The organism is Pseudomonas sp., from assembly GCF_040514055.1.
Classification (GTDB): Bacteria; Pseudomonadota; Gammaproteobacteria; order Pseudomonadales; family Pseudomonadaceae; genus Aquipseudomonas.
Genome location: NZ_JBEVDL010000034.1, coordinates 96,912 through 116,817, shown reverse-complemented (window position 1 = coordinate 116,817; position 19,906 = coordinate 96,912). Strand labels below are relative to the sequence as shown.

Sequence of the window (19,906 nt, the reverse complement as noted above, 5' to 3'; positions counted from 1 at the left end):
CGGCGCGCAAGCTGGACCGGGCGGCGTTGCCGGAGCCGGTGTGGCAGGGGCAGGTGTATGCGGCGCCGGAGACGGACAACGAGCGGATCCTGGCGGGCATCTGGCAGCAGGTGCTGGGCGTGGCCCAGGTCGGACGCACGGACCATTTCTTCGAGCTGGGCGGTGATTCCATCGTCGCCCTGCAAGTGGTCAGCCGCGCCCGCCAACAAGGCCTGGCACTGGCGCCGCGGGACCTGTTCCAACAGCAACGGCTGGCCGATCTGGCGGCGGTGGCCCGGCGTGCCGGGGCGAGCCAGGACGAGCAGGGGCCGGTCAGCGGCGCGCTGCCGCTGACGCCGATCCAGGCGCATTTCTTCGCGATGCAGCAGGCTCAGCCGGCGCACTGGAACCAGTCGCTGTGGCTGGAACTGCAGCGCCCACTCGAGGCAGAACCGCTGGAGCGGGCGTTGCAGGCCCTGGTCTATCACCACGACGCACTGCGCCTGCGCTTTGTCGTCGAACAGGGTCAGTGGCGGCAGCACCATGCACCGGTGCAAGCCACCCAGGTGCTGCTTTGGAACCGCGAGGCCGAGGACGACGCGCAGGCCCTGGCGTTTTGCGAGCAAGCCCAGCGCAGTCTGGACCTGGCCGAGGGTCCGCTGTTGCGCGCGCTCTACCTGCGCCAAGCCGGGCAGGCCGATCGCCTGCTGCTGACGGTGCACCACCTGGCGATGGACGGGGTGTCCTGGCGCATCCTGCTGGAAGACCTGCCGCGCGCCTACGAGCAATGCCTGGCTGGCCAGGCCGTGCAGCTGCCGGCCAAGACCAGCGCGTTCAAGGCCTGGGCCGAACACCTGCAACGCTGGGCGGGCAGCCCGGTGGCGGACCGCGAATTGGATGCCTGGTGTTCGCGCCTGTCCGGGCCGGCCTTGCCCTTGCCCCAGGACCTACCGGCCGCCAGCGCCACCTTTGGCGAGCGTCGCGACGTACGCCTGGCGTTCGACAAGGGCCTGACCCAGCGCCTGTTGACCCAGGCGCCGGCGGCGCTGGGGGTGCGCATCAACGACCTGCTGCTGACGGCCCTGGTGCGCGCGCTGTGTGCCTGGAGCGGCCAGTCGGGCCTGCAGCTGAATCTCGAAGGCCACGGCCGCGAGCCGCTGGAAAGCGCCCTGGACCCCAGCCGCACCCTGGGCTGGTTCACCAGCCTCTACCCGGTACGGCTGCGCCAGGTCGAGGACCTGCGCCAGTGCCTGACCGGAGTGCAGCAGACGCTGCAGCAGGTCGAGCAGGGCGGAGTGGGGTATGGCGTGCTGCGCTGGCTCGGCTCCGACGCTGCCCGGGCCGCGCTGGCGGCGCTGCCCCAGGCCCAGGTGACCTTCAATTACCTGGGCCAGTATGTGGCCGATCAGGCGGTTAGCTGGTTCCGTCCGCTGCAGGGCGGCGGGGCCCAGCAGGCCCCGGACAACCCGCTGGGCAGCCTGCTGACGGTCAATGGCCAGGTCTTCGACGGCGAGCTGGCGCTGAGCTGGGAATACGCCAGCAGCCAGTACCACGAGAGCACCGTGCAGGGCCTGGCCGCGGCCTACCGTCGGGAACTGCTGGCCTTGCTGGAACTGGCCGCCGCCGGGGCCCAGGGGCCGTCGCCGCTGCAGCGCCTGTCGCGCCAGCCGGCGGCCGCCGCGCCGCTGTTCTGCCCGCATCCGGTGACCGGCCGGGCCACCGGTTACCAGCCGCTGGCCGCGCGCCTCGATGGCCGACGCCCGGTGCTGGGCCTGCAATGCCGCAGTTTCATCGACCCGCAGTGGCGCGACGCCTCGTTCGCCTCGATGGCCGACGCCTACCTGGCGGCCCTGCTGGCCGAACAACCCGAGGGGCCCTATCACCTGCTGGGCTGGTCCCTGGGCGGCAGCCTAGCGCTGGAACTGGCGGCGCGCCTGGAGGCGCGCGGGCAGGAGGTGGCCTTTCTCGGCCTGGTGGACTGTTATGTGCCCGGCAGTGAAATCGCCGCCGATGACTGGCGCCATCCAAGCGCCCGTGCGCGCCTGATCGAGCATCTGGGCCTGCTGGCGCCGGAGCTGCCCGAGGCGCACTGGACGGCGTTGCTGGAGACCTTCAGCGCGCTGCCGCCGCTGGATTGGCCGGCGGTCTGCAGCACCTGGCTGGGCCAGCAGCCGCTGGACGCCATCACCCGCCAGAGCCTGGAGGAGCTGCTGTTCGCCTGGGCCGTGGAGCAGCATATGCGTTACCTCTGTGCCGGCTATCGACTGCCACGGGTGCGGGTGCGGGCGCATTGCTGGTGGGCCAGCCAGCCTCCCGGCCGGGCCGCGCAATTGTCTGGCGCCCTGGAGCAGGCGCTGGGCATGCCTGCGGCCAGCGAGCAGGAGGTGGCGGCCGACCACCTGGGTATCGTTCGCGCACCGGCCCTGCTGGAGGCGGTCGACCGGCACTTGGCGCACCTCGGCGCCCGCTGACCGACGGCTGCGCCGGCCACCGCCCCCAGGGTGGGACCGGCGCCATTGACGAGTGTTGGAGGCACCTGGAGTGACGGCAGAAACCGCCATCAATTGCATTGAAATCGACGAATTTTCTTGCGGGCGGCGCGTCTTTTAAGGATCCTTATACTTAATACGAATCTTTCTGATTATCTGCTCAATTTAGTGACTGGGGAATGCGGCATGGGGAACAGGTTGAAGTATCGCTCGATGGTGCCGTTCGCTCGCGGGCCTTTGCCATTGGCCTTGACCCTGGCGCTGCTGGGCATGACGGCCCATGCCGAGGAGCCATCGACCCTGGAGCTGGACAGCGTCAGCGTCACCGGCGAGCTGGACAGCCCGGTGGGCGAGGATGTCGGCTATGTGGCCAAGAACAGCCGCAGCGCCAGCAAGATCAACACCCCCCTGGCGGAAACCCCGCGCTCGGTCTCGGTGGTCACCCAAGAGCAGATGGACGACCGCAACGTCCTGACCATCAGCGACGCGCTGAAATACACCCCTGGGGTGCAGGCCGGTTTCTACGGCGAAGACAACAAACAGGACTGGTTTATCATCCGCGGCTTCAAGCAGGCCAACAACGGCCTGTTCCTCGACGGCTCGCGCATCTATTCCAGCGCCTTCTACAGCTGGCAGATCGACCCTTATATGCTCGAACGCATCGAGGTGCTTAAGGGTGCCGCGTCGGTGCTGTACGGGCAGTCGCCACCCGGTGGCGTAATCAACCTGCAGAGCAAGCGGCCGACCGAAAAAGCCTTCGGCGAAATCGGCGTGCAGTACGGCAGCTTCAATCGCAAGCAGCTCAACCTGGATGTCGGCGGCCCGCTGGACGAGCAGGGCGCGCTGCTCTATCGGGTTACCGCCCTGAGCCGTGACACCGGCAGCCAGGTCGATGACGTGGACGCCGAGCGCCTGTTGTTGGCCCCCTCGATGACCATCAATTTCAACGAAAACACCTCGCTGACCCTGCTCTCGAGTTTCCAGAAGGACAACTCCGACCCGCAACTGCAGTTCCTGCCGTCCAGCGGCACCATAGTCGGCAACCCCAATGGCGATATCGACACCGACACCGCGGTGGGCGACCCCGGTTACGAAAAATTCGACCGCACCCAATACACCCTGGGCTACGAGTTGAACCATCGGCTCAACGACAACTGGGATTTCCAGCAAAACCTGCGCTATGGCCATATGGACCTGGAGCTGCGCCAGCTGTTTTTCTACGGCAACGTCAACGAGCGGCAGATCAACCGCGGCCTGACCTACAACGATGGCAACGCCGACAATTTCTCGGTGGACAACCGCCTGCTGGGCTACTGGAACACCGATCGCCTGCAAAGCACGCTGTTGCTGGGCGTCGACTATCAGCAGCTGAAGATCGATGACCGCAGCCCCAGGGGTTATCCGACCGCGCCGATCGTTCCGGTACTGGACATCTACCAGCCGGTCTACGGCGGCGCCATCGGCAGTTTCCCGCTGGAAGACAAGAGCACCCGGGCCGACCAGATCGGCTTCTATGCCCAGGAGCAGCTGAAGCTGGATGATCAGTGGGTATTCCTGCTCGGCGGGCGTTACGACAAGTCCCGCACCGATTTCGACAACCAGACCACCGCGGTCAAGCAGAACGTGCGCGACGAGGACTTCACCTGGAGCAGCGGCCTGGCCTACGTCTTCGACAACGGCCTGACGCCCTATGTCAGCTACTCGGAGTTCTTTCTGCCGGTCACCGATATCAACAGCGTGACCAACGACCCCTTCGAGCCGGAAACCGGCAACCAGAAGGAACTGGGCCTGAAATACCAGCCACCAGGTTTCGACGGCTCCTTCAACGCCGCGCTGTTCGAGTTGACCCAGGAAAACGTGCGCAAGACCCTCGCTGGCGTGCCCACCCAGTTGGGTGAAGTGCGTAGCCGCGGCCTCGAGCTGGAAGCCCAGGCCAATGTCACCGAAAGCCTGAGTCTGATTGCCAGCTACACCCGCATGGATCCGGAAACCACCAAGACCACCCGCGCGGCGGAAAAGGGCAAGACCCCGGCGAATATCGCCGATGAAATGGCCTCGATCTGGGCCCACTACACCGTCAAGGGCGGCACCCTCGACGGTGTCGGTTTCGGCGCCGGCGCGCGTTACACCGGCGAGACTTACGGCGATAACACCGAGACCCTGGAAGTGCCGTCCTATACGGTGTTCGACGCAGTGGTCAGTTATGACTGGGACAATGTTCGCCTGCAGCTCAATGCCAACAACCTGGCCGACAAGGAATACGTGACGGCCTGCGATTACTACTGTTGGTACGGCAACCGCCGCAACGTGGTGGCGAGTGCCAGTTATGCCTGGTAAGCCGCTGACGGAACTGCCACTGCCGGGTGGCCAACGCCTGAGCGCCACCGAGGCGGCCGGCGAGCTGGCCTTGCGCCTGGACGACCAGCCGCTGCTGCGGGTCGCCGTGCAGGGCCTGGGCGCGGCGCGGGTCTTCGAACCGCTGGACCTAGTGGGCGAACAGGCCGGGGCGCAACTGGAGGCCCTGGCCTATTGGTGCTTCGCCAGCGAGCCGACACGCCTGCAGGTGCAGCTGAGCCTCGGCCAGGTGCCGGCGGCCGTGCTGGCCAGCGGCCTGCTGGTCGACGACGGCCAGGGCCTGCGCATCGAGCGGGGCGCCTTCTGGCAACTGTCAGGGGCATGCTTGCGCGTTCCCGGCAGCGCCGGCTATCCGCAAACCCAGGTCATGCACGCGTCGGGTCGGCGCCATCCGCGCCGGCCACCCAAGCCCAGGGGCGAGGTCTATCGGCGTTTCGATGCGCGCCTGGGGGCCTGGGTGTCGTTGCGCTGCCTGGAGGTGGAGCAGGACCTGGAACGTTTCAGTCGCTGGCAGAACCAACCGCGGGTAGCGCATTTCTGGCAGGAGCAGGGCGACCTGGCTCAGCACCGCCGGTACCTGGAGAGCCTGGCCGCCGACCCGCGGGTACTGACCCTGATCGGTTGCCTGGACGATGAGCCCTTCGCCTATTTCGAAGCCTACTGGGCCAAGGAGGACCGTATCGCGCCGTTCTACGCGGCCGGGGACTACGACCGTGGCATCCACCTGCTGGTGGGCGAAGAGCATCACCGGGGCCCGCACAAGGTCGCCGCCTGGCTGGGGGCCCTGGTGCACTACCTGTTTCTGGACGAACCGCGGACCCAGACCCTGGTGCTGGAGCCGCGGGCCGACAACCTGAAGATGATCGGCTACCTGCAAAGCCTGGGGTTTTTCAAGGAGAAGGAATTCGATTTTCCGCACAAGCGCGCGGCCCTGATGGCGCTGCGTCGCGAAGCCTTTTTCGAGCGCTGTCCCCTGGCTTGATGGCTATTTCACCAGCAGGCCTCGCGGCCTGCGGCACAACAATACGAGCCGTGGCATGCGGCCAGCAAGCTGATGAGGTTGGGCGAGGGCGGTGCAGTCGCACCCCCTGATTGAGCAAGCCACAGACGAGGAAGTCGGTGCCTGACATGAGCATAGAAACGTTGGAATACGATGTAATAGGTCTGGGCTTCGGCCCGGCCAACCTGGCCATCGCGGTGGCCCTGGAAGAAGATGCACGGGTCAGCGAAAGCGGCCTGCGTTACTGTTTCCTGGAGAAAAAACCGGCCTTCGAATGGCACGGTGGCATGTTGCTGGAGGACAGCCGCATGCAGGTGTCCTTTATCAAGGACCTGGCCACCCTGCGCAACCCGGCCAGTGCCTTCACCTTTATCAATTACCTGCACCAGAAGCGCCGGCTGGAATCCTTCAGCAATATCGGCACCTTCTACCCGACCCGGCTCGAATACAACGACTACCTGGGCTGGGCCGCCGGGCATTTCGCCGAGCGTGTGCATTACGGCGAAGAAGTGATAGGCGTCGAAGCGCTGGAAGAACAGGGTGAGGTGCGTCGCCTGCGGGTGCTGTCACGCAGCGCCGATGGCCGTACCCGTACGCGCATCACCCGGAACCTGGTGGTCAGCATCGGTGGCTTGCCCAGCGTGCCCGAGGTGTTTCGCCCGGCACGCGATCCGCGGGTGATCCACTCTTCGACCTACCAGGCACGCATCGATGACCTGTGCGCCCAGCGTGACGGCCGGCACCGCCTGGCGGTGATCGGCTCCGGGCAGAGCGCGGCGGAGATCTTCAATGACCTGGCCGGGCGTTTCCCGAACTCGGAAGTGTCCCTGGTGATGCGCGGCCAGGCCCTGCGGCCGGCGGACGACAGCCCCTTCGTCAACGAGATCTTCAACCCGTCCTACACCGACGTGATCTACCAGCAGCCGCACGCGGTGCGTCAGGCGCTGATCCGTTCCCATGCCCATACCAACTACTCGGTGGTCGACCTGGACCTGATCGAGCGGGTGTACGAGCGGCTGTACCTGCAGCAGGTGACCGGCAAGGTGCAGCATCAGTTGCTGAACAACCGGCAGATCCTCGGCGTCCAGGCGCAGCCCGAAGGCATCCAGCTGACCCTGAGCGCCGGCGACGAGGGTGGCGGCCCGGATGTGCGGGGCTTCGACGCGGTGGTCCTGGCCACCGGTTATCGCCGCGACGGACACAAGGACCTGCTCGAAGGGGTCAGCCAGTACTTCGCCGATGCCGAGGTGGAGCGCAGCTACCGGCAGCCGACGCTGGCGCATTTCCAGCCGAACATCTTCCTGCAGGGGTGCTGCGAAGCCAGCCACGGCCTGAGCGATACCTTGCTCTCGGTGCTGGCGGTGCGGTCCCAAGAAGTGGTCGATGCGCTGTTGCTGAACCGACGACGACCGCAACAGGCGGCGGCATGCGCTTAAGGGTTGCCGCGTCGGCGACCGTGACATCCGGGGGCGCTCGTCCCTGGGGTCCGCGGCCATGATTGCTGCCCTGGCGCCCTTGTTCCAGGGCGGCTTCGCCCATTATCGCGACGTCCTGGCCTTGCCCGACGACCCCCGGCAGTCGCTGCCGGCCCGGGCCTTCGTCGAGCCCGCCCGGCTTGAGGAGTGGCTGGCGCGGTTCGGCTCGGAGCACCTGGCGGGTGATCGCCGGGCGCTGCTGTCGCTGTGGTCCAAGTACTATTTCCTGCGCCTGATCCCGCCCGTGGTGGCGGCCAGCCTGATTTGCAACTGGCGCCTGCCGTTGGCCTTCGACGAGATCGAGGTGGTGGTGGGGGCCGATGGCCTGCCCGAGGCCTTTAAACTGCCCCATGCTGGGAGCCCCTGGCAACCCAAGCCGCAGGCGCCCTTTGAGCGCTTCGCCGAATTGCTGGAGGGTAACCTCAAGCCGTTTATCCAGGCCCTGAACGCCTACCAGAAGGTGGCTCCGCGGGTGCTCTGGAGCAATGCCGGCAACTACTTCGAGTGGTTTATGTCGACCCTCGGCAAGTTGCCGTTTCCCGCGGCCATGCTGGCCGACGGCTGGGCCGTGCTGCAGCAGGCGCAGCGTCCGGACGGCACGCGCAATCCGCTGTACCAGCCGATCCGTTATATCGACCAGGGCCCCGGCTGCGACCCCTGGCGGCAACGGCGCACCTGTTGCATCCGCAACCAGCTGGCCATGGAGATGTGCGACAACTGCCCCCACCTGGACAGCCCGCCAGCCACTGAAGCGGTGCTGGATTAAAAGACTGCGGCGGGCTGGCGCGGACGGCGCGCCGAGGCCGCTGCAGGTGTCCAGAGACCTTATCGCACCTGGATTCCCGCCTTCGCGGGAATGACGGTGAACGCATCTGATCCAGGTCTGCATCCAGGGTGCCGATGCCAGCCAATGCCCTGACGACCAGCTGTGTTTCTGCCCAGGCGCACAGCTTCATTCACCGACGTCGTCATACCCGCGCCGGCGGGTATCCAGCCCTGGTGATTCAGTCGCGCCCACGAAGATCAGGTGAGCAGGCGTCGAGCCGTGCCTGCTATCAAGGCTCGCGCGTTACTGGATTCCCGCCTTCGCGGGAATGACGAAAAAGGCTGTGCGGACAGGGCTCGTATTCTCAGCCAAGGGCGCAATGTCCAGGCGCCCAACGGGCTAGCGTCGTCCCAGGCACAGCATAAAATAGGCGCCGCCGACCAGGGAGGCGAGCAGGCCGGCGGGCAGTTGTGCGGGAAACAGCAGGTTACGGCCCAACCAGTCGGCCAGCACCATCACCAGCGCGCCCAGCAGGCCAGCGCCCAGTAGCTGCGCCAGGGCCCGGTTAAGGCCGAGCAGGCGCGCCAGGTGCGGTGCCAGCAGGCCGATAAAACTCAGCGGGCCGATCACCAGGGTCGCACCGGCGGTCAGCAGCGCGGCCAACAGCAGCAGCACCAGGCGGCTGCGGCCAATCGGCAAGCCGAGTGCCCGCGCGGGCGCCTCGCCCAGGGGCAACAACTCCAGCCAGCGGGCCATGGGCAAGGTGGCGAGCAGCAGCAGCGCGGCGCAGCCCAGCACCCAAGCGGCCGTCTGCGGGCCGACGAAATAGGTCGAGCCGGACATCCAGCTCAGCAGGTTCTGCCCGCGCGGATCGCCCCCGGCCAGGACGATGATCTGCAAGGCGTCGAAAAAAGAGCCAAGCGCGATGCCGATCAGCAACACCCGCTCCGGGGCGAAGCCGCTCCTGCCGCTCATGCCCAACACCAGCAGCAATACCAGGGAGGCGCCCGCGGCGCCCAGCAGCAGCTGCATCGGCAGGCCCGACCCGGGTAGCAAAAAGAGCACGGCGATCAGCCCCAGCGCGGCACCGGTGCTGATGCCCAGCACTTCCGGGCTGGCCATGGGGTTACCGGTCAGTCGCTGCAGCAGGGTGCCGGCCACGGCCAGCATCAGGCCGGCCGCGGCGGCCGCGACCACCCGCGGCGTCCGCCAGTCCAGCAGCCGCCCTTGGCCGAGCTGCCAGTCCCAGCCCTGGGGCCCCTGACCGACCGCCAGGGCCAGCAACAGCGCCAGGCCGAGCAGCAACAACAGCCCGGCCAGCCGGCGTGGCGCCGACGCGGTCACGGCGCTGGCAACGCTGCTGGCCTGGGGTTGGCCGCCGGCCAGTTTCAGCCGCGGCAGCAACCAGAGCAGCAATGGCGCGCCGAGCAGGGCGGTGGCGGCGCCGGTGGGTACCAGTTCGGCCAGGCTGCCGGCCAGGCGCTGTACGCCCAGGTCGGTGACCCAGAGCAGCACCGCGCCCAGCAGCGGTGCCCAGATCAGCCGCTCACCCAGACGGCGGGCGCCGAGCAGGCGCACCAGCGCCGGGGCCGCCAGCCCGATAAAGCCGATGACCCCGACCGTGCTGACCACGCAGGCGCTGAGGAACACCGCCAGCGCCAGGCTGGCCACCCGCAAGGCGCGCAGCGGCACGCCGAGGCTGCGGGCGCCGCTGTCGTCCAGTTCCAGCAAGGCCAGCGGTCGCAGCAACGGCAGCACCAGCAGCAGGCCGATGGCCAGGCGCGGCAGCAGAAAACTCACCCCCTGCCAGCCGTTCTGGCTGAGCGAGCCGGAGCCGAAGATAAACAGCGCGTTGAGGTCCTCCTGCTGGATCAGCATCAGGCTGGTGCTCAGGGCGCTGAGGTACAGGCTGACCACCAGCCCGGCGAGGATCAGCGTCAACGGCGCCAGCCCGCGGCGCCAGGCCAGGGCGAACACCAGCAAAGTCGCGGCGCCGCCGCCGGCCAGGGCCACCCATTCGCGGCCCAGCAGCAGGCCCGGGGCCCAGAGCGTGGCCATCAGCAGCGCCAGCTGCGCGCCGCTGGCCATGCCCAGGGTGGTCGGCGAGGCGAGCGGGTTGCGCAGCACCTGTTGCATCAGGGTGCCGGCCAGCGCCAGGGTGGCGCCGCACAGGCCGGCCATCACCAGGCGCGGCAACCAGCTGAAGTGCAGGATCAACTGGCGCATGTCCGCTTCATCGGGGGCCCACAGGGCCTGTAACCAGAGCGACGCCGGCAGGCGGTTGGCCAGGTCGCTCAGGGCCAAGGCCAGGGCGATCGCCAGCAGCAGGCCGCAGAGCCAGGCCGGATGGCGGGCGAAGCCCCAGCCGTGGGTGGGCCAGGAAACAGTGCTGCTGGAGCTGCTCATAAGGCCGCCCCGGCCAGGTGCTGTTCCAGCAAGCCGGCGAAGCGCTCGGCGGCCAGCAGGCCGTTGAAACTCCACACCGGCGGCAAGGCCGTTACTCGGCCCTGGCGCACCAGCGGCAGGCGTTGCCACAGGGCGCTGGCGGCCAGGCCCTGGGAGGTACCGGGGGGCAAGGGTTCGAGGTAGAGCAGGGCCGCCTCCGGGCGTTCCGCCAGGCGCTCGATACCTTGTTGGCTAAAGCCCCAGTAGTTGGTGGGTCCCTGCCAGGCGTTCTGCAGGCCGACTCGATCGAGCACCCCCTGATAAATGCTGTGTTTACCGAACAGCCGCACGTGACGCTGATCGAGAAAGGTCGCCACGTAGAAGGGCGGCTGCGTGCGGCTGGCCAGGCGGCCACGCACCTCGGCCAGGCGCGCCTCGACCCGGGCGATCAGCGCTTCGCCCGCCGCCTCGCGGTGCAGCAGGCTGGCCAGCTCGCGGGTGACCCGCTGGGCGCCAACATAGGCTTCGGCCTCCGGGGTGTAGATGGCCAGCACCTTGACCGGCGCGATGCGCTCCAGTTGGGCGCGACTGGCGGCGAACTGCGGGGTGATCAGGATCAGGTCCGGTGTCAGGCGGCTGAGCAGTTCCAGATTGGGCTCCACGCGCATGCCCAGGTCGATGACCTGCGCCGGCAGCGCCGGGGCACCGACCCAGCGCCGGTAGCCCTCGGTCTGCGCCACGGCCACCGGTGTCACGCCGAGGCCGAGCAGGGTTTCGGTCAGGCCCCAGTCGATCACCGCGATGCGCGGCGGCGTTACTGGCGCGGCGGCCTGGCAGGCGAGGGCGACGGCCGCCAGCAACCCGAACAGCCAGCGCATCAGTGCACCACCGCGATCGAACGGTCGCGGTGCCGCAGCACCGTCATCGGGATGCCATAGATGGCCTGCAGGGTGTCGCTGCGCATCAGCTCGGCGGGGCTGCCTTGCACCAGCAGGCGGCCGCTGTGCAGGGCAATCAGGCGGTCACAGTAGCGGCTGGCCAGGTTGACGTCGTGCAGCACCACCACCACGCCCAGGCCCAGGCTCTGGGACAGCTGGCGGACCAGGGCCAGCACCTCTTCCTGGTGGGCGATATCCAGCGCCGACGTCGGCTCGTCGAGCAGCAGGTAACGGCTGTTCTGCGCCAGCAGCAGGGCCAGCCAGACGCGCTGGCGTTCGCCGCCGGACAGGCTGTCGGCCTGACGTTCGGCGAACCGCAGGCTATCGGTCAGCTCCAGCGCACGCTGCACCTGGGCGTGGTCCTCGGCACTGAAGCGCCCGAGCAGGCCGTGCCAGGGGTAGCGGCCGAATTCGACCAGCTCGCGGACTGTGAGGTTTTCGGCGGCCGGCAGCTGCTGCGGCAGGTAGGCCACCTGGCGGGCGAAGGCACGCTCCTGCCACTGGGACAGGGGCCTGCCGTCCAGGCTTAGCCGCCCGGAGGAAGGGGGTTGCTGGCGGGCCAGCAACTTGAGCAGGGTGGATTTGCCCGAGCCGTTATGGCCGATCAGGCCGACCATCTGCCCGGGTAGGATCTGCAAGCTCAAGGGCTGTAGCAGCGGACGATCGGGCAGGCTGAAACTGACGGCTTCCAACTCGAACATAAAGGCTCCGGCAACTCCGGGCGGACCGGAGTGAGACAGATGTATCGAAAAGAGGGAAACCTTAAATCAAAATGCTAATGGTTATCAATTAATTAGACGGCTACCAGGCTCAGCAGGCGATCGTCGTCCTGGCTGAATTGCCCCTCGAGCGCGCGGCCCTGATGCCAGTCGGTGCTCAGGTCGATCAGCAGGCGCAGGCGCGCCCGGCCGTCCGTTGACCATTCCAGCAGCTCGGCATGTTCGAAATAGAAGCGGGTCCGCACCAGCGGGTAGAGTGCCTTGAACAGGCTCTCCTTGAGGGAAAAGGTCAGGGTCACCAACAGGGCGCGTTGTTCCTGGGGGAGCTGCTGCAGGCGCTGCAGCTCATTGGCAGTCAGGATCTGCTCAGCCAGGCGCTCGGCGCGTTCGGCGCTCAGCAGTTGCTCCAGGTCCAGGCCGAGGCCCTGGCAGCCGCTCGCGGGGGCGACCACCGCGGCGGCCCAACCGGCGCCGTGGGTGATCGAACCGACCAGGCCGGGCGGCCACTGCGGCGCGCCATCGTCGCCGACCGCCGGGACACTGGCGTGGCCGGTCAGCTGCAGCAGCGCCGCCCGGGCGCAGATGCGTCCGGCGAGAAATTCGCTTTGGCGCTTGGCCACGCCACGGGCCGGGGCGATGCCCTGGCGAGGGAAATCCTCGGGTTGCCACAGCGCCGGATCAAAGCGCGTGCGCAACAGTCGCGCGCCCGGCACGGGGAAGGGCAGGGGCCAGCGATCGTCCAGCGGGGTGCAGCAGGCAGGCAGGGGAGGCAGGTTCATCGCCGCATTCTGCCCGATCAGGAGGGGCGGCGGCGAGTCGAGGGTACGCTCATCGGGTGGTTCGCCCGGTTACACTTCGTTGCAAATAGCCTACAAAGGCTCAACGGAAGTGCGAACAGGTTCCGCGCAGACTGCAGGCTGTGTTTCTTCGGGAACGCAGGTGAGGTTACTGTCGACGTCTTCGCAGGTGTCGACCTTTTCTCTGAGATTGAGTACGGGAGCCCGTTTGGGCTCCCGTTTTTTTTTTGCGTTTTATCCTGTTGCGCGCACTGCGGGCGGCGATTCGCCGCGGCGGGCTGACGCTGGACGGCGCGCCGAGGCCGCCCTATGGGGCCGGCGGTGCGGTGGTTTGTCCCTCTAATACACCAGCTTTGTACCGGGCTAATTTTCCTGGGCGCGGTAGGCGCCCGGGGTCAGCCCGGTCCATTTCTTGAAGGCGCGATGAAAGGCCGAGGGCTCGGAAAATCCCAGCTGTTCGGCGATGTCCTGGATCGACAGGTCGGCGCGCCCCAGGTGGTAGATCGCCAGGTCCCGGCGCAGGTGGTCCTTGAGCTCCTGGAAGCTCGAACCCTCCTCGCGCAGGTGCCGGCGCAGGGTCTGCGGGCTGATGTGCAAGTGCTGGGCGACCGCGTCCAGGTCCGGCCAGTCGCTGCAGGTGCGCCCCAGCAGGCGGCGGATCTGGCTGCTCAGACTGTCGCCCCCGTCGGGACGGGCCAACAGGTCGGCCGGCGAATGCTCAAGAAAATGCTTGAGCGTACGTTCGTCCTGCAGCAGCGGCATGTCCAGGTAACGCGCGTGGAACAGCAGGCTGGTGCGCCCGGCGGCAAACCGCCGGGAACAGGGGAAGAGCAGGTCATACTCGCCGACGTGGGGCGGTTCGACGTAGGTGAAGGTGGCTTCCTCCAGGCGGATGCGTTGACCGATCAACCAGCTGCCCAGGCGGTGCCAGATCACCAGCAGGCTCTCCACCAGGAAATGTTCCGGGTCCCGTAGCGCCGCACCGTCGACCGTCAGCCGTGCCCAGTCGCCTTCGCGCTGCAACTGGATACCTGGTGACGCCGGAAACAGGCCATAGAACAGCGCGCCGCGGTTCAGGGCCTTGTCCAGGGTGCGGCAATGGATGATGGCATGGCACATCATGGCGAAGGTGCCGCGCTTGCTCGGCTGCTCGCCCAGCCCCATGTACTCGTCGTCCAGGGCCTCCCACAAGCCTTGCAGCAGCCGGGTGAACTGCTCGGGGGCGATGCGCGCGCGCGGTTCCTCCAGGAGTGCGGGCTGGATCGCCACCTGGCGCAGCAGGGCGCTGCAGTCGTGGCCCTGGCGTTCGGCACCGCGCAGGGCGGCACGGACAAAATGGCTGGCGATGGTGCGTTCGCGCATGGCGGGGCTCGTCGGAAAACTGCCCGGATGGTAGGCCGCCACGGGCGGCAGGAACAAGTCCCAGGCGCGCGAATAGAACCTCTGGCAGGGCCTGCCTGGGAGGCGTGGCGTGATGCCACGCACCGTTCGGAGGACATGGGGTGGTTGGTGGGAATCCCGCCAGCGAGCGGGCGGAAAGCCGCCATCAATCTCCCTTGCAGGTCTCTTTGTATTTTATAACTTATTGTTTTTAAACATAAAAAAAGAATAAAAAAAATGGCACGGGCTTTGCGATAGGGCTGTTACCCCAGGCTGTGGCCGGGGCACAAGAAAGCCCTTCGGAGCAGGAGGGCATAAGCAGTGACGCACACACCGAGGTTGGTGCGGTGCAGCACCCCTGAGGATTCCTGTCATGACCCGTACTCCCTTCTACAAGAGTTTGTATGTCCAGGTGCTGGTGGCCATCGCCATCGGTATCGCCCTCGGCCACTTCTATCCGGAAACCGGTGTAGCGCTCAAACCCCTGGGCGACGGTTTCGTCAAATTGATCAAGATGGTCATCGCCCCGATCATCTTCTGTACCGTGGTCAGCGGCATCGCCGGCATGCAGAGCATGAAGTCGGTGGGCAAGACCGGCGGCTACGCGCTGTTGTATTTCGAGATCGTGTCGACCATCGCGCTGATCATCGGCCTGATCGTGGTCAATGTGGTCGAGCCGGGCGTGGGCATGAACATCGACCCCACTACCCTGGACACCAAGGGCATCGCGGCCTACACCCAGGCCGGCGCCCAGCAGAGCACCGTGGCCTTCCTGCTCAATATCATCCCGGGCACGGTGGTCGGTGCCTTCGCCAACGGCGATATCCTGCAGGTGCTGTTCTTCTCCTTGCTGTTCGGCTACGCCCTGCATCGCATGGGCGACTACGGTCGTCCGGTGCTGGAATTTATCGATCGCATCGCCCACGTGATGTTCAACATCATTGGCGTGATCATGAAGCTGGCGCCGATCGGTGCGTTTGGTGCCATAGCCTTCACCATCGGTCAGTACGGCGTTGGCTCGCTGGTCCAGCTCGGCCAACTGATGCTGTGTTTCTATATCACCTGCGTGTTCTTTATCCTGGTGGTGCTGGGGGGTATCGCCCGGGCCCATGGCTTCAGCATCCTGCGTTTTATCAAGTACATCCGCGAGGAGCTGATGATCGTGCTGGGCACCTCGTCGTCCGAGTCGGCCTTGCCACGCATGCTGGCCAAGATGGAAAAACTGGGCGCGCAGAAGTCGGTCGTCGGTCTGGTGATTCCCACCGGTTACTCGTTCAACCTGGACGGCACCTCGATCTACCTGACCATGGCCGCGGTGTTTATCGCCCAGGCCACCAATACCCATATGGACCTGTCCCATCAGCTGACCCTGCTGGCGGTGCTGCTGATCGCCTCGAAAGGCGCCGCCGGAGTGACCGGCAGCGGTTTTATCGTGCTGGCCGCGACCCTCTCGGCGGTCGGCCATCTGCCGGTGGCGGGCCTGGCGTTGATCCTCGGCATCGACCGTTTTATGTCCGAGGCCCGTGCCCTGACCAACCTGATCGGCAATGGCGTGGCCACCATAGTCGTCGCCAAGTGGTGCAAGCAGCTGGACGAGGACTGCCTGCAGCGTGAGCTGAACGGCACCCCGCAAGCGGACCTCAAACCCGTCACCGCACTGTCTTGAGCGAACCGGCGCGGCGCGCCTGCTGGCCGCCGTTGCCGTGATTTCCCTTACCCCCACTCCACAAGGGCGGGGGCTCCTGCAGCCCGCCTCGATGCGGGCTTTTTTTGGCCCGCGGCGTGGCCGAAAGGGTCAATCGCGGCTGAGCGCTTGGGTCATTGAGGGCAGGGCGACTGGGGGCCTACCCTGCAGGACGAGTCAACTGCCGCGAGTGGCCCCCATGCAACGCATCCATTTCGACACCGAGCACCAGATGTTTCGCGAGTCCTTTCGCAGCTTCCTGAAAAAGGAGGTGGTGCCGCACCAGGACGCCTGGGAGGAGGCCGGCGTGGTCAGCCGCGAGGTCTGGCGCAAGGCCGGCGAAATGGGCTTTCTGCTGCCCTGGGCCGAGGAAGAGTACGGCGGCAGCGGGCTGAAGGATTTCCGCTACGAGCAGATCATGTGCGAGGAGTTGGCCGCGATCAACGAGGCTGGCTTTATGCTGCCGTTGCATTCGGCGTTGTGCGGGCCCTATATCGCCGAGTACGGCAACGCCGAGCAGAAAGCCCGCTTTATGCCGGGCATTATCCGCGGCGAGTGCATCCTGGCGGTGGCCATGACCGAGCCGAGCGCCGGTTCGGACCTGGCGGGCATGCGCACCACGGCGGTGGACAAGGGCGATCACTACGAACTCAACGGCTCCAAGGTGTTTATCTCCAATGGCCTGCTGGCCGACCTGGTGATAGTCGCGGCCAAGACCGACCCGGCCAACAAGCACGCCATGGGGCTGTTCCTGGTGGAGCGCGGCATGCCCGGCTTCGAGCGCGGCACGCCGCTGAAAAAACTCGGGATGAAGAGCCAGGACACCGCCGAGCTGTTTTTCAACCAGGTGAAGGTGCCCAAGGAAAACCTGCTGGGCGATGCCAAGGGCGGGTTCTTCTACCTGATGAACATGCTGGCCCAGGAGCGCCTGACCAATGCCTGCGGCGCGGTCGGCGGGGCCGAGGCGGCGTTGCAGGTCACCATCGATTACGTCAAGGAGCGCAAGGCCTTCGACCGGCCGATTTCGCACTTCCAGAACACCCGCTTCAAGCTGGCGGAGATGCGCACCCAGGTGGACGTCGCCCAGGTCTTTGTCGACCGCTGCGTGATGGACCACAACCAGAAAAAACTCACCCCCGAGGTCGCCGCCGAGGCCAAGCTGTTCACCACCGAACTGCTGGGCAAGGTGGTGGATGAGGGTGTGCAACTGCACGGCGGCTGGGGCTACATGTGGGAGTACCCGATCTGCAAGATGTACGCGAACGCGCGTATCCAGCGCATCTTCGCCGGTACCTCGGAAATCATGAAAGAGATCATCAGCCGCGGCATGAAGCTGTAACCCGCGTGGGCCCTGTCCCGGGTCAGCGGATTGAGCAAAAGGAGAGACCATGAACCCCGTTAACCTGGCCATCGATGCCTGGGCCCAGCCCGCTGGTGCCTACCGTGAAAGCATGCCCGAGGTGGTGCGGCTGTTCGAGAAGTCCGGTTCGGCCGAGCTGCTCGATCGCCGCCTGACCCCCGAAGAGACGGTGGCCGAGATGGACCAGGCCGGCGTGGCTACCTTGTTGTTGTCGGCCTGGTGCCGGCCTGGTCGCTGGGTCTGCAGCAACGACGAGATCGCGGTCTTTACCCGGGCCTTTCCCGAGCGCTTCGTCGGGGTGGCCACGGTCGACCTGAGCAAGCCGCTGGCGGCGGTGCGCGAGCTGGAGCGGGCGGTCACCGAGCTGGGCTGCAAGGCCCTGCGCATCGTGCCCTGGTTATGGCAGCTGCCACCCAACCACCGCTGGTATTACCCCCTTTACGTGAAATGCATCGAGCTGGATATCCCGTTCTGTACCCAGGTCGGGCATACCGGGCCGCTGATGCCGTCCGAGACCGGCCGGCCGGTGCCCTACCTGGACGAGGTGGCGCTGGATTTCCCGGAGCTGCGTATCGTCGCCGGACATATCGGCCATCCCTGGACCGACGAGATGATCGGCCTGGCCTGGAAACACGACAATATCCATATCGACACCTCGGCCTATCTGCCGCGCTACTACCCGCCGCAGCTGCTGCAGTTCATGGGCAGCTACGGCCAGGACAAGGTGCTGTTCGGCAGCAACTTCCCGCAATTGTCCCTGAGCCGTTGCATGGCGCAGGTCGATGAGCTGGGTCTGTCGGAGGCGGTGCGCGACAAGTTCCTGCACGGCAATGCCCGGCGGGTGTTCAAACTGTAAAAGGCGTGTCGCTGGCGGTTGGGTGCAAGGCCCCCGGACAATAATAAGAAAAGGGAAAAAAGGATGAGCGAGCAGTTGCCGCTGCAGCGCCTGGCCCACTGGGTCGCCCAACGCCCGCAGGTGGTATGGCTAAGCCAGCCGGTGGACGGGCAGTGGCACGACCTGACCTGGTGCCAGGTCGACGAGCAGGCGCGGCGCATGGCCAGTGCGCTGCGTGGGTTGGGCTGCCAGCCGGGGGAGCGGGTGGCGCTGCTGGCGAAGAACTGCGCCGAATGGTTTATCGCCGACCTGGCGATCATGCTCGCCGGGCTGGTCAGCGTACCCCTTTACCCCTTGCAGGCGCCCGAGAGCATCGACTACGTGCTGCGTCACGCCCAGTGCAAGGCGATCTTCCTCGGCAAGCTGGACGAGCCGGACAAACTGGCCGCCGGCATTCCGGCCGAAGTCATCCGCATCGCCCTGCCTTATCCGACCCTGGCCGCGCAGCATCACTGGAACGAGCTGTTGAGCCATTACCCGCCGTTGGCCGCGGGGCACTGGCAGCGGCCAGACGAACTGGCCAGCATCCTCTACACCTCGGGCACCACCGGCCAGCCCAAGGGCGTGATGCTCAGCCCGCGTGCCTTCGCGTTCGCCGCCAGCCGCTCGGTGGCCGAAATGCGCCTCGACGAGCGCGACCGGTTTTTCTCCTATTTGCCGCTGTCCCATGCCGCCGAGCGTTTTCTGGTGCAGATGAACAGCCTCTATAGCGGTGGGCGGGTGGCCTTCGTCGAGTCCCTGGAGAGTTTCGCCCGCGACCTGCGGCATGTGCGGCCGACGGTGTTTTTTTCCGTGCCGCGCCTGTGGACGCGCTTCCAGCTGGGGGTGCTGGAGCGGCTGCCCCAGGCACGGCTGCAGCGGCTGTTGCGAGTGCCGCTGCTGGGCCGGTTGCTGGCCTGGAAGATCCGACAGGGGCTCGGCCTGGACCGCGCCCGGGTGCTGGTCAGCGGTGCGGCGGCCATCGCCCCGGCCCTGCTCGACTGGTACCGGCGCATCGGCCTGACCCTGTGCGAGGGTTATGGCATGACCGAACACTTCGCCTACGGCACCTTCAACCGTCCCGGTCAGGTGCGCTTCGGCTCGGTCGGCAGAAGCATGCCGGACAACGAGCTGCGCATCGCCGAAGACGGCGAGATCCTCTTTCGCAGCCCGGCGCTGATGCTGGGTTATTACCTGGACCCGGAAAAGACCGCGAAAACCTTGCGCGACGGCTGGCTGCACACCGGCGACAAGGGTGAGGTCGACGCCGAGGGCTACCTGCGCATCACCGGCCGGCTAAAGGACATCTTCAAGACCAGCAAGGGCAAGTACGTCGCGCCCGGTCCCATCGAAGGGGCGATCGCGCAGAACCTGATGGTCGAACAGGTGTGCCTGATGGGCAGCGGCCTGGACCAGCCCCTGGCCCTGATCGAGCTCAGCCCGGCGGCCCGGGCCTTGGCCCGCGAGCAGGTCACGGCGGCGCTGGAGGCCAGCCTGCGGCGGCTCAACGAGCAGCTGCTGCCCCACGAACGTCTTAGCCATTTCGTGCTGGTACGCGAGCCCTGGACGGTGGATAACGGCTGCATGACACCGACCATGAAGATCCGCCGCGCGGTGCTGGAAGCGCGCTTCGCCGACCAGGTGGCCAGGCTCGATGCCGAGCCAGCCTTGCATTGGCAGTAAGCGCGCGCCGGGCCCGATGACC

14 protein-coding genes are annotated in these 19,906 nt (G+C 66.5%); 9 read left to right on the top strand and 5 right to left on the bottom strand.

Annotated features, from left to right (window positions below):
* From ABWY06_RS08685 to fhuF, 5 genes are all read left to right on the top strand, one after another.
* Window positions 1-2,450: condensation domain-containing protein (locus ABWY06_RS08685; RefSeq protein WP_353925170.1), on the top strand; the 2,450-nt coding region annotated here is incomplete at its 5' end.
* 204 nt (window positions 2,451-2,654) lie between these two features.
* On the top strand, window positions 2,655-4,805 hold the full coding sequence (locus ABWY06_RS08680; RefSeq protein WP_353925169.1) for a TonB-dependent siderophore receptor: 2,151 nt from the start codon (window positions 2,655-2,657) through the stop codon (window positions 4,803-4,805).
* Window positions 4,795-5,805 (top strand): GNAT family N-acetyltransferase, encoded by a 1,011-nt coding sequence (locus ABWY06_RS08675; protein ID WP_353925168.1) that lies wholly within the window; start codon window positions 4,795-4,797, stop codon window positions 5,803-5,805. Before ABWY06_RS08680 ends, ABWY06_RS08675 begins: the two co-directional genes overlap by 11 nt.
* A 146-nt stretch (window positions 5,806-5,951) precedes the next feature.
* Window positions 5,952-7,259, top strand: a complete 1,308-nt coding sequence (locus ABWY06_RS08670) for a lysine N(6)-hydroxylase/L-ornithine N(5)-oxygenase family protein (protein ID WP_353925167.1) — start codon at window positions 5,952-5,954, stop codon at window positions 7,257-7,259.
* 58 nt (window positions 7,260-7,317) lie between these two features.
* A complete protein-coding gene (fhuF, locus tag ABWY06_RS08665; RefSeq protein ID WP_353925166.1) occupies window positions 7,318-8,064 on the top strand; it encodes a siderophore-iron reductase FhuF in 747 nt (248 codons plus the stop codon).
* 399 nt (window positions 8,065-8,463) lie between these two features.
* On the opposite strand, the gene fhuB is transcribed toward fhuF, so the two are convergent.
* From fhuB to ABWY06_RS08640, 5 genes are all read right to left on the bottom strand, one after another.
* The gene (gene fhuB, locus ABWY06_RS08660; protein ID WP_353925165.1) at window positions 8,464-10,470 is read right to left on the bottom strand and encodes a Fe(3+)-hydroxamate ABC transporter permease FhuB; all 2,007 of its coding nucleotides are present in this window, start codon (window positions 10,468-10,470) and stop codon (window positions 8,464-8,466) included.
* Window positions 10,467-11,327, bottom strand: coding sequence for an ABC transporter substrate-binding protein (locus tag ABWY06_RS08655; RefSeq protein ID WP_353925164.1), 861 nt, complete (start codon window positions 11,325-11,327; stop codon window positions 10,467-10,469). Before ABWY06_RS08655 ends, fhuB begins: the two co-directional genes overlap by 4 nt.
* The gene (locus ABWY06_RS08650) at window positions 11,327-12,088 is read right to left on the bottom strand and encodes an ATP-binding cassette domain-containing protein (protein ID WP_353925163.1); all 762 of its coding nucleotides are present in this window, start codon (window positions 12,086-12,088) and stop codon (window positions 11,327-11,329) included. The genes ABWY06_RS08655 and ABWY06_RS08650 overlap by 1 nt, the downstream gene beginning before the upstream one ends.
* A 92-nt stretch (window positions 12,089-12,180) precedes the next feature.
* Window positions 12,181-12,885 (bottom strand): 4'-phosphopantetheinyl transferase family protein, encoded by a 705-nt coding sequence (locus ABWY06_RS08645; RefSeq protein WP_353925162.1) that lies wholly within the window; start codon window positions 12,883-12,885, stop codon window positions 12,181-12,183.
* 381 nt (window positions 12,886-13,266) lie between these two features.
* Complete coding sequence (locus ABWY06_RS08640; RefSeq protein WP_353925161.1) at window positions 13,267-14,265, bottom strand: AraC family transcriptional regulator; 999 nt, start codon at window positions 14,263-14,265, stop codon at window positions 13,267-13,269.
* Between the two features lie 391 nt (window positions 14,266-14,656).
* Here ABWY06_RS08640 and ABWY06_RS08635 point away from each other — a divergent pair, with 391 nt between their 5' ends.
* The 4 genes from ABWY06_RS08635 (at window position 14,657) to ABWY06_RS08620 (ending at window position 19,884) form a co-directional block, all read left to right on the top strand.
* Complete coding sequence (locus ABWY06_RS08635; RefSeq protein ID WP_353925160.1) at window positions 14,657-15,949, top strand: dicarboxylate/amino acid:cation symporter; 1,293 nt, start codon at window positions 14,657-14,659, stop codon at window positions 15,947-15,949.
* A 217-nt stretch (window positions 15,950-16,166) separates the two neighbouring features.
* On the top strand, window positions 16,167-17,306 hold the full coding sequence (locus ABWY06_RS08630) for an acyl-CoA dehydrogenase family protein (protein ID WP_353925159.1): 1,140 nt from the start codon (window positions 16,167-16,169) through the stop codon (window positions 17,304-17,306).
* A gap of 49 nt (window positions 17,307-17,355) precedes the next feature.
* Window positions 17,356-18,183, top strand: coding sequence for an amidohydrolase family protein (locus ABWY06_RS08625; RefSeq protein WP_353925158.1), 828 nt, complete (start codon window positions 17,356-17,358; stop codon window positions 18,181-18,183).
* Window positions 18,184-18,246: 63 nt separating this feature from the next.
* Window positions 18,247-19,884 carry an AMP-binding protein gene (locus ABWY06_RS08620; protein ID WP_353925157.1) on the top strand — a complete coding sequence of 546 codons (1,638 nt, stop codon included), beginning with the start codon at window positions 18,247-18,249 and terminating at the stop codon, window positions 19,882-19,884.
* Window positions 19,885-19,906: the final 22 nt, after the last annotated feature.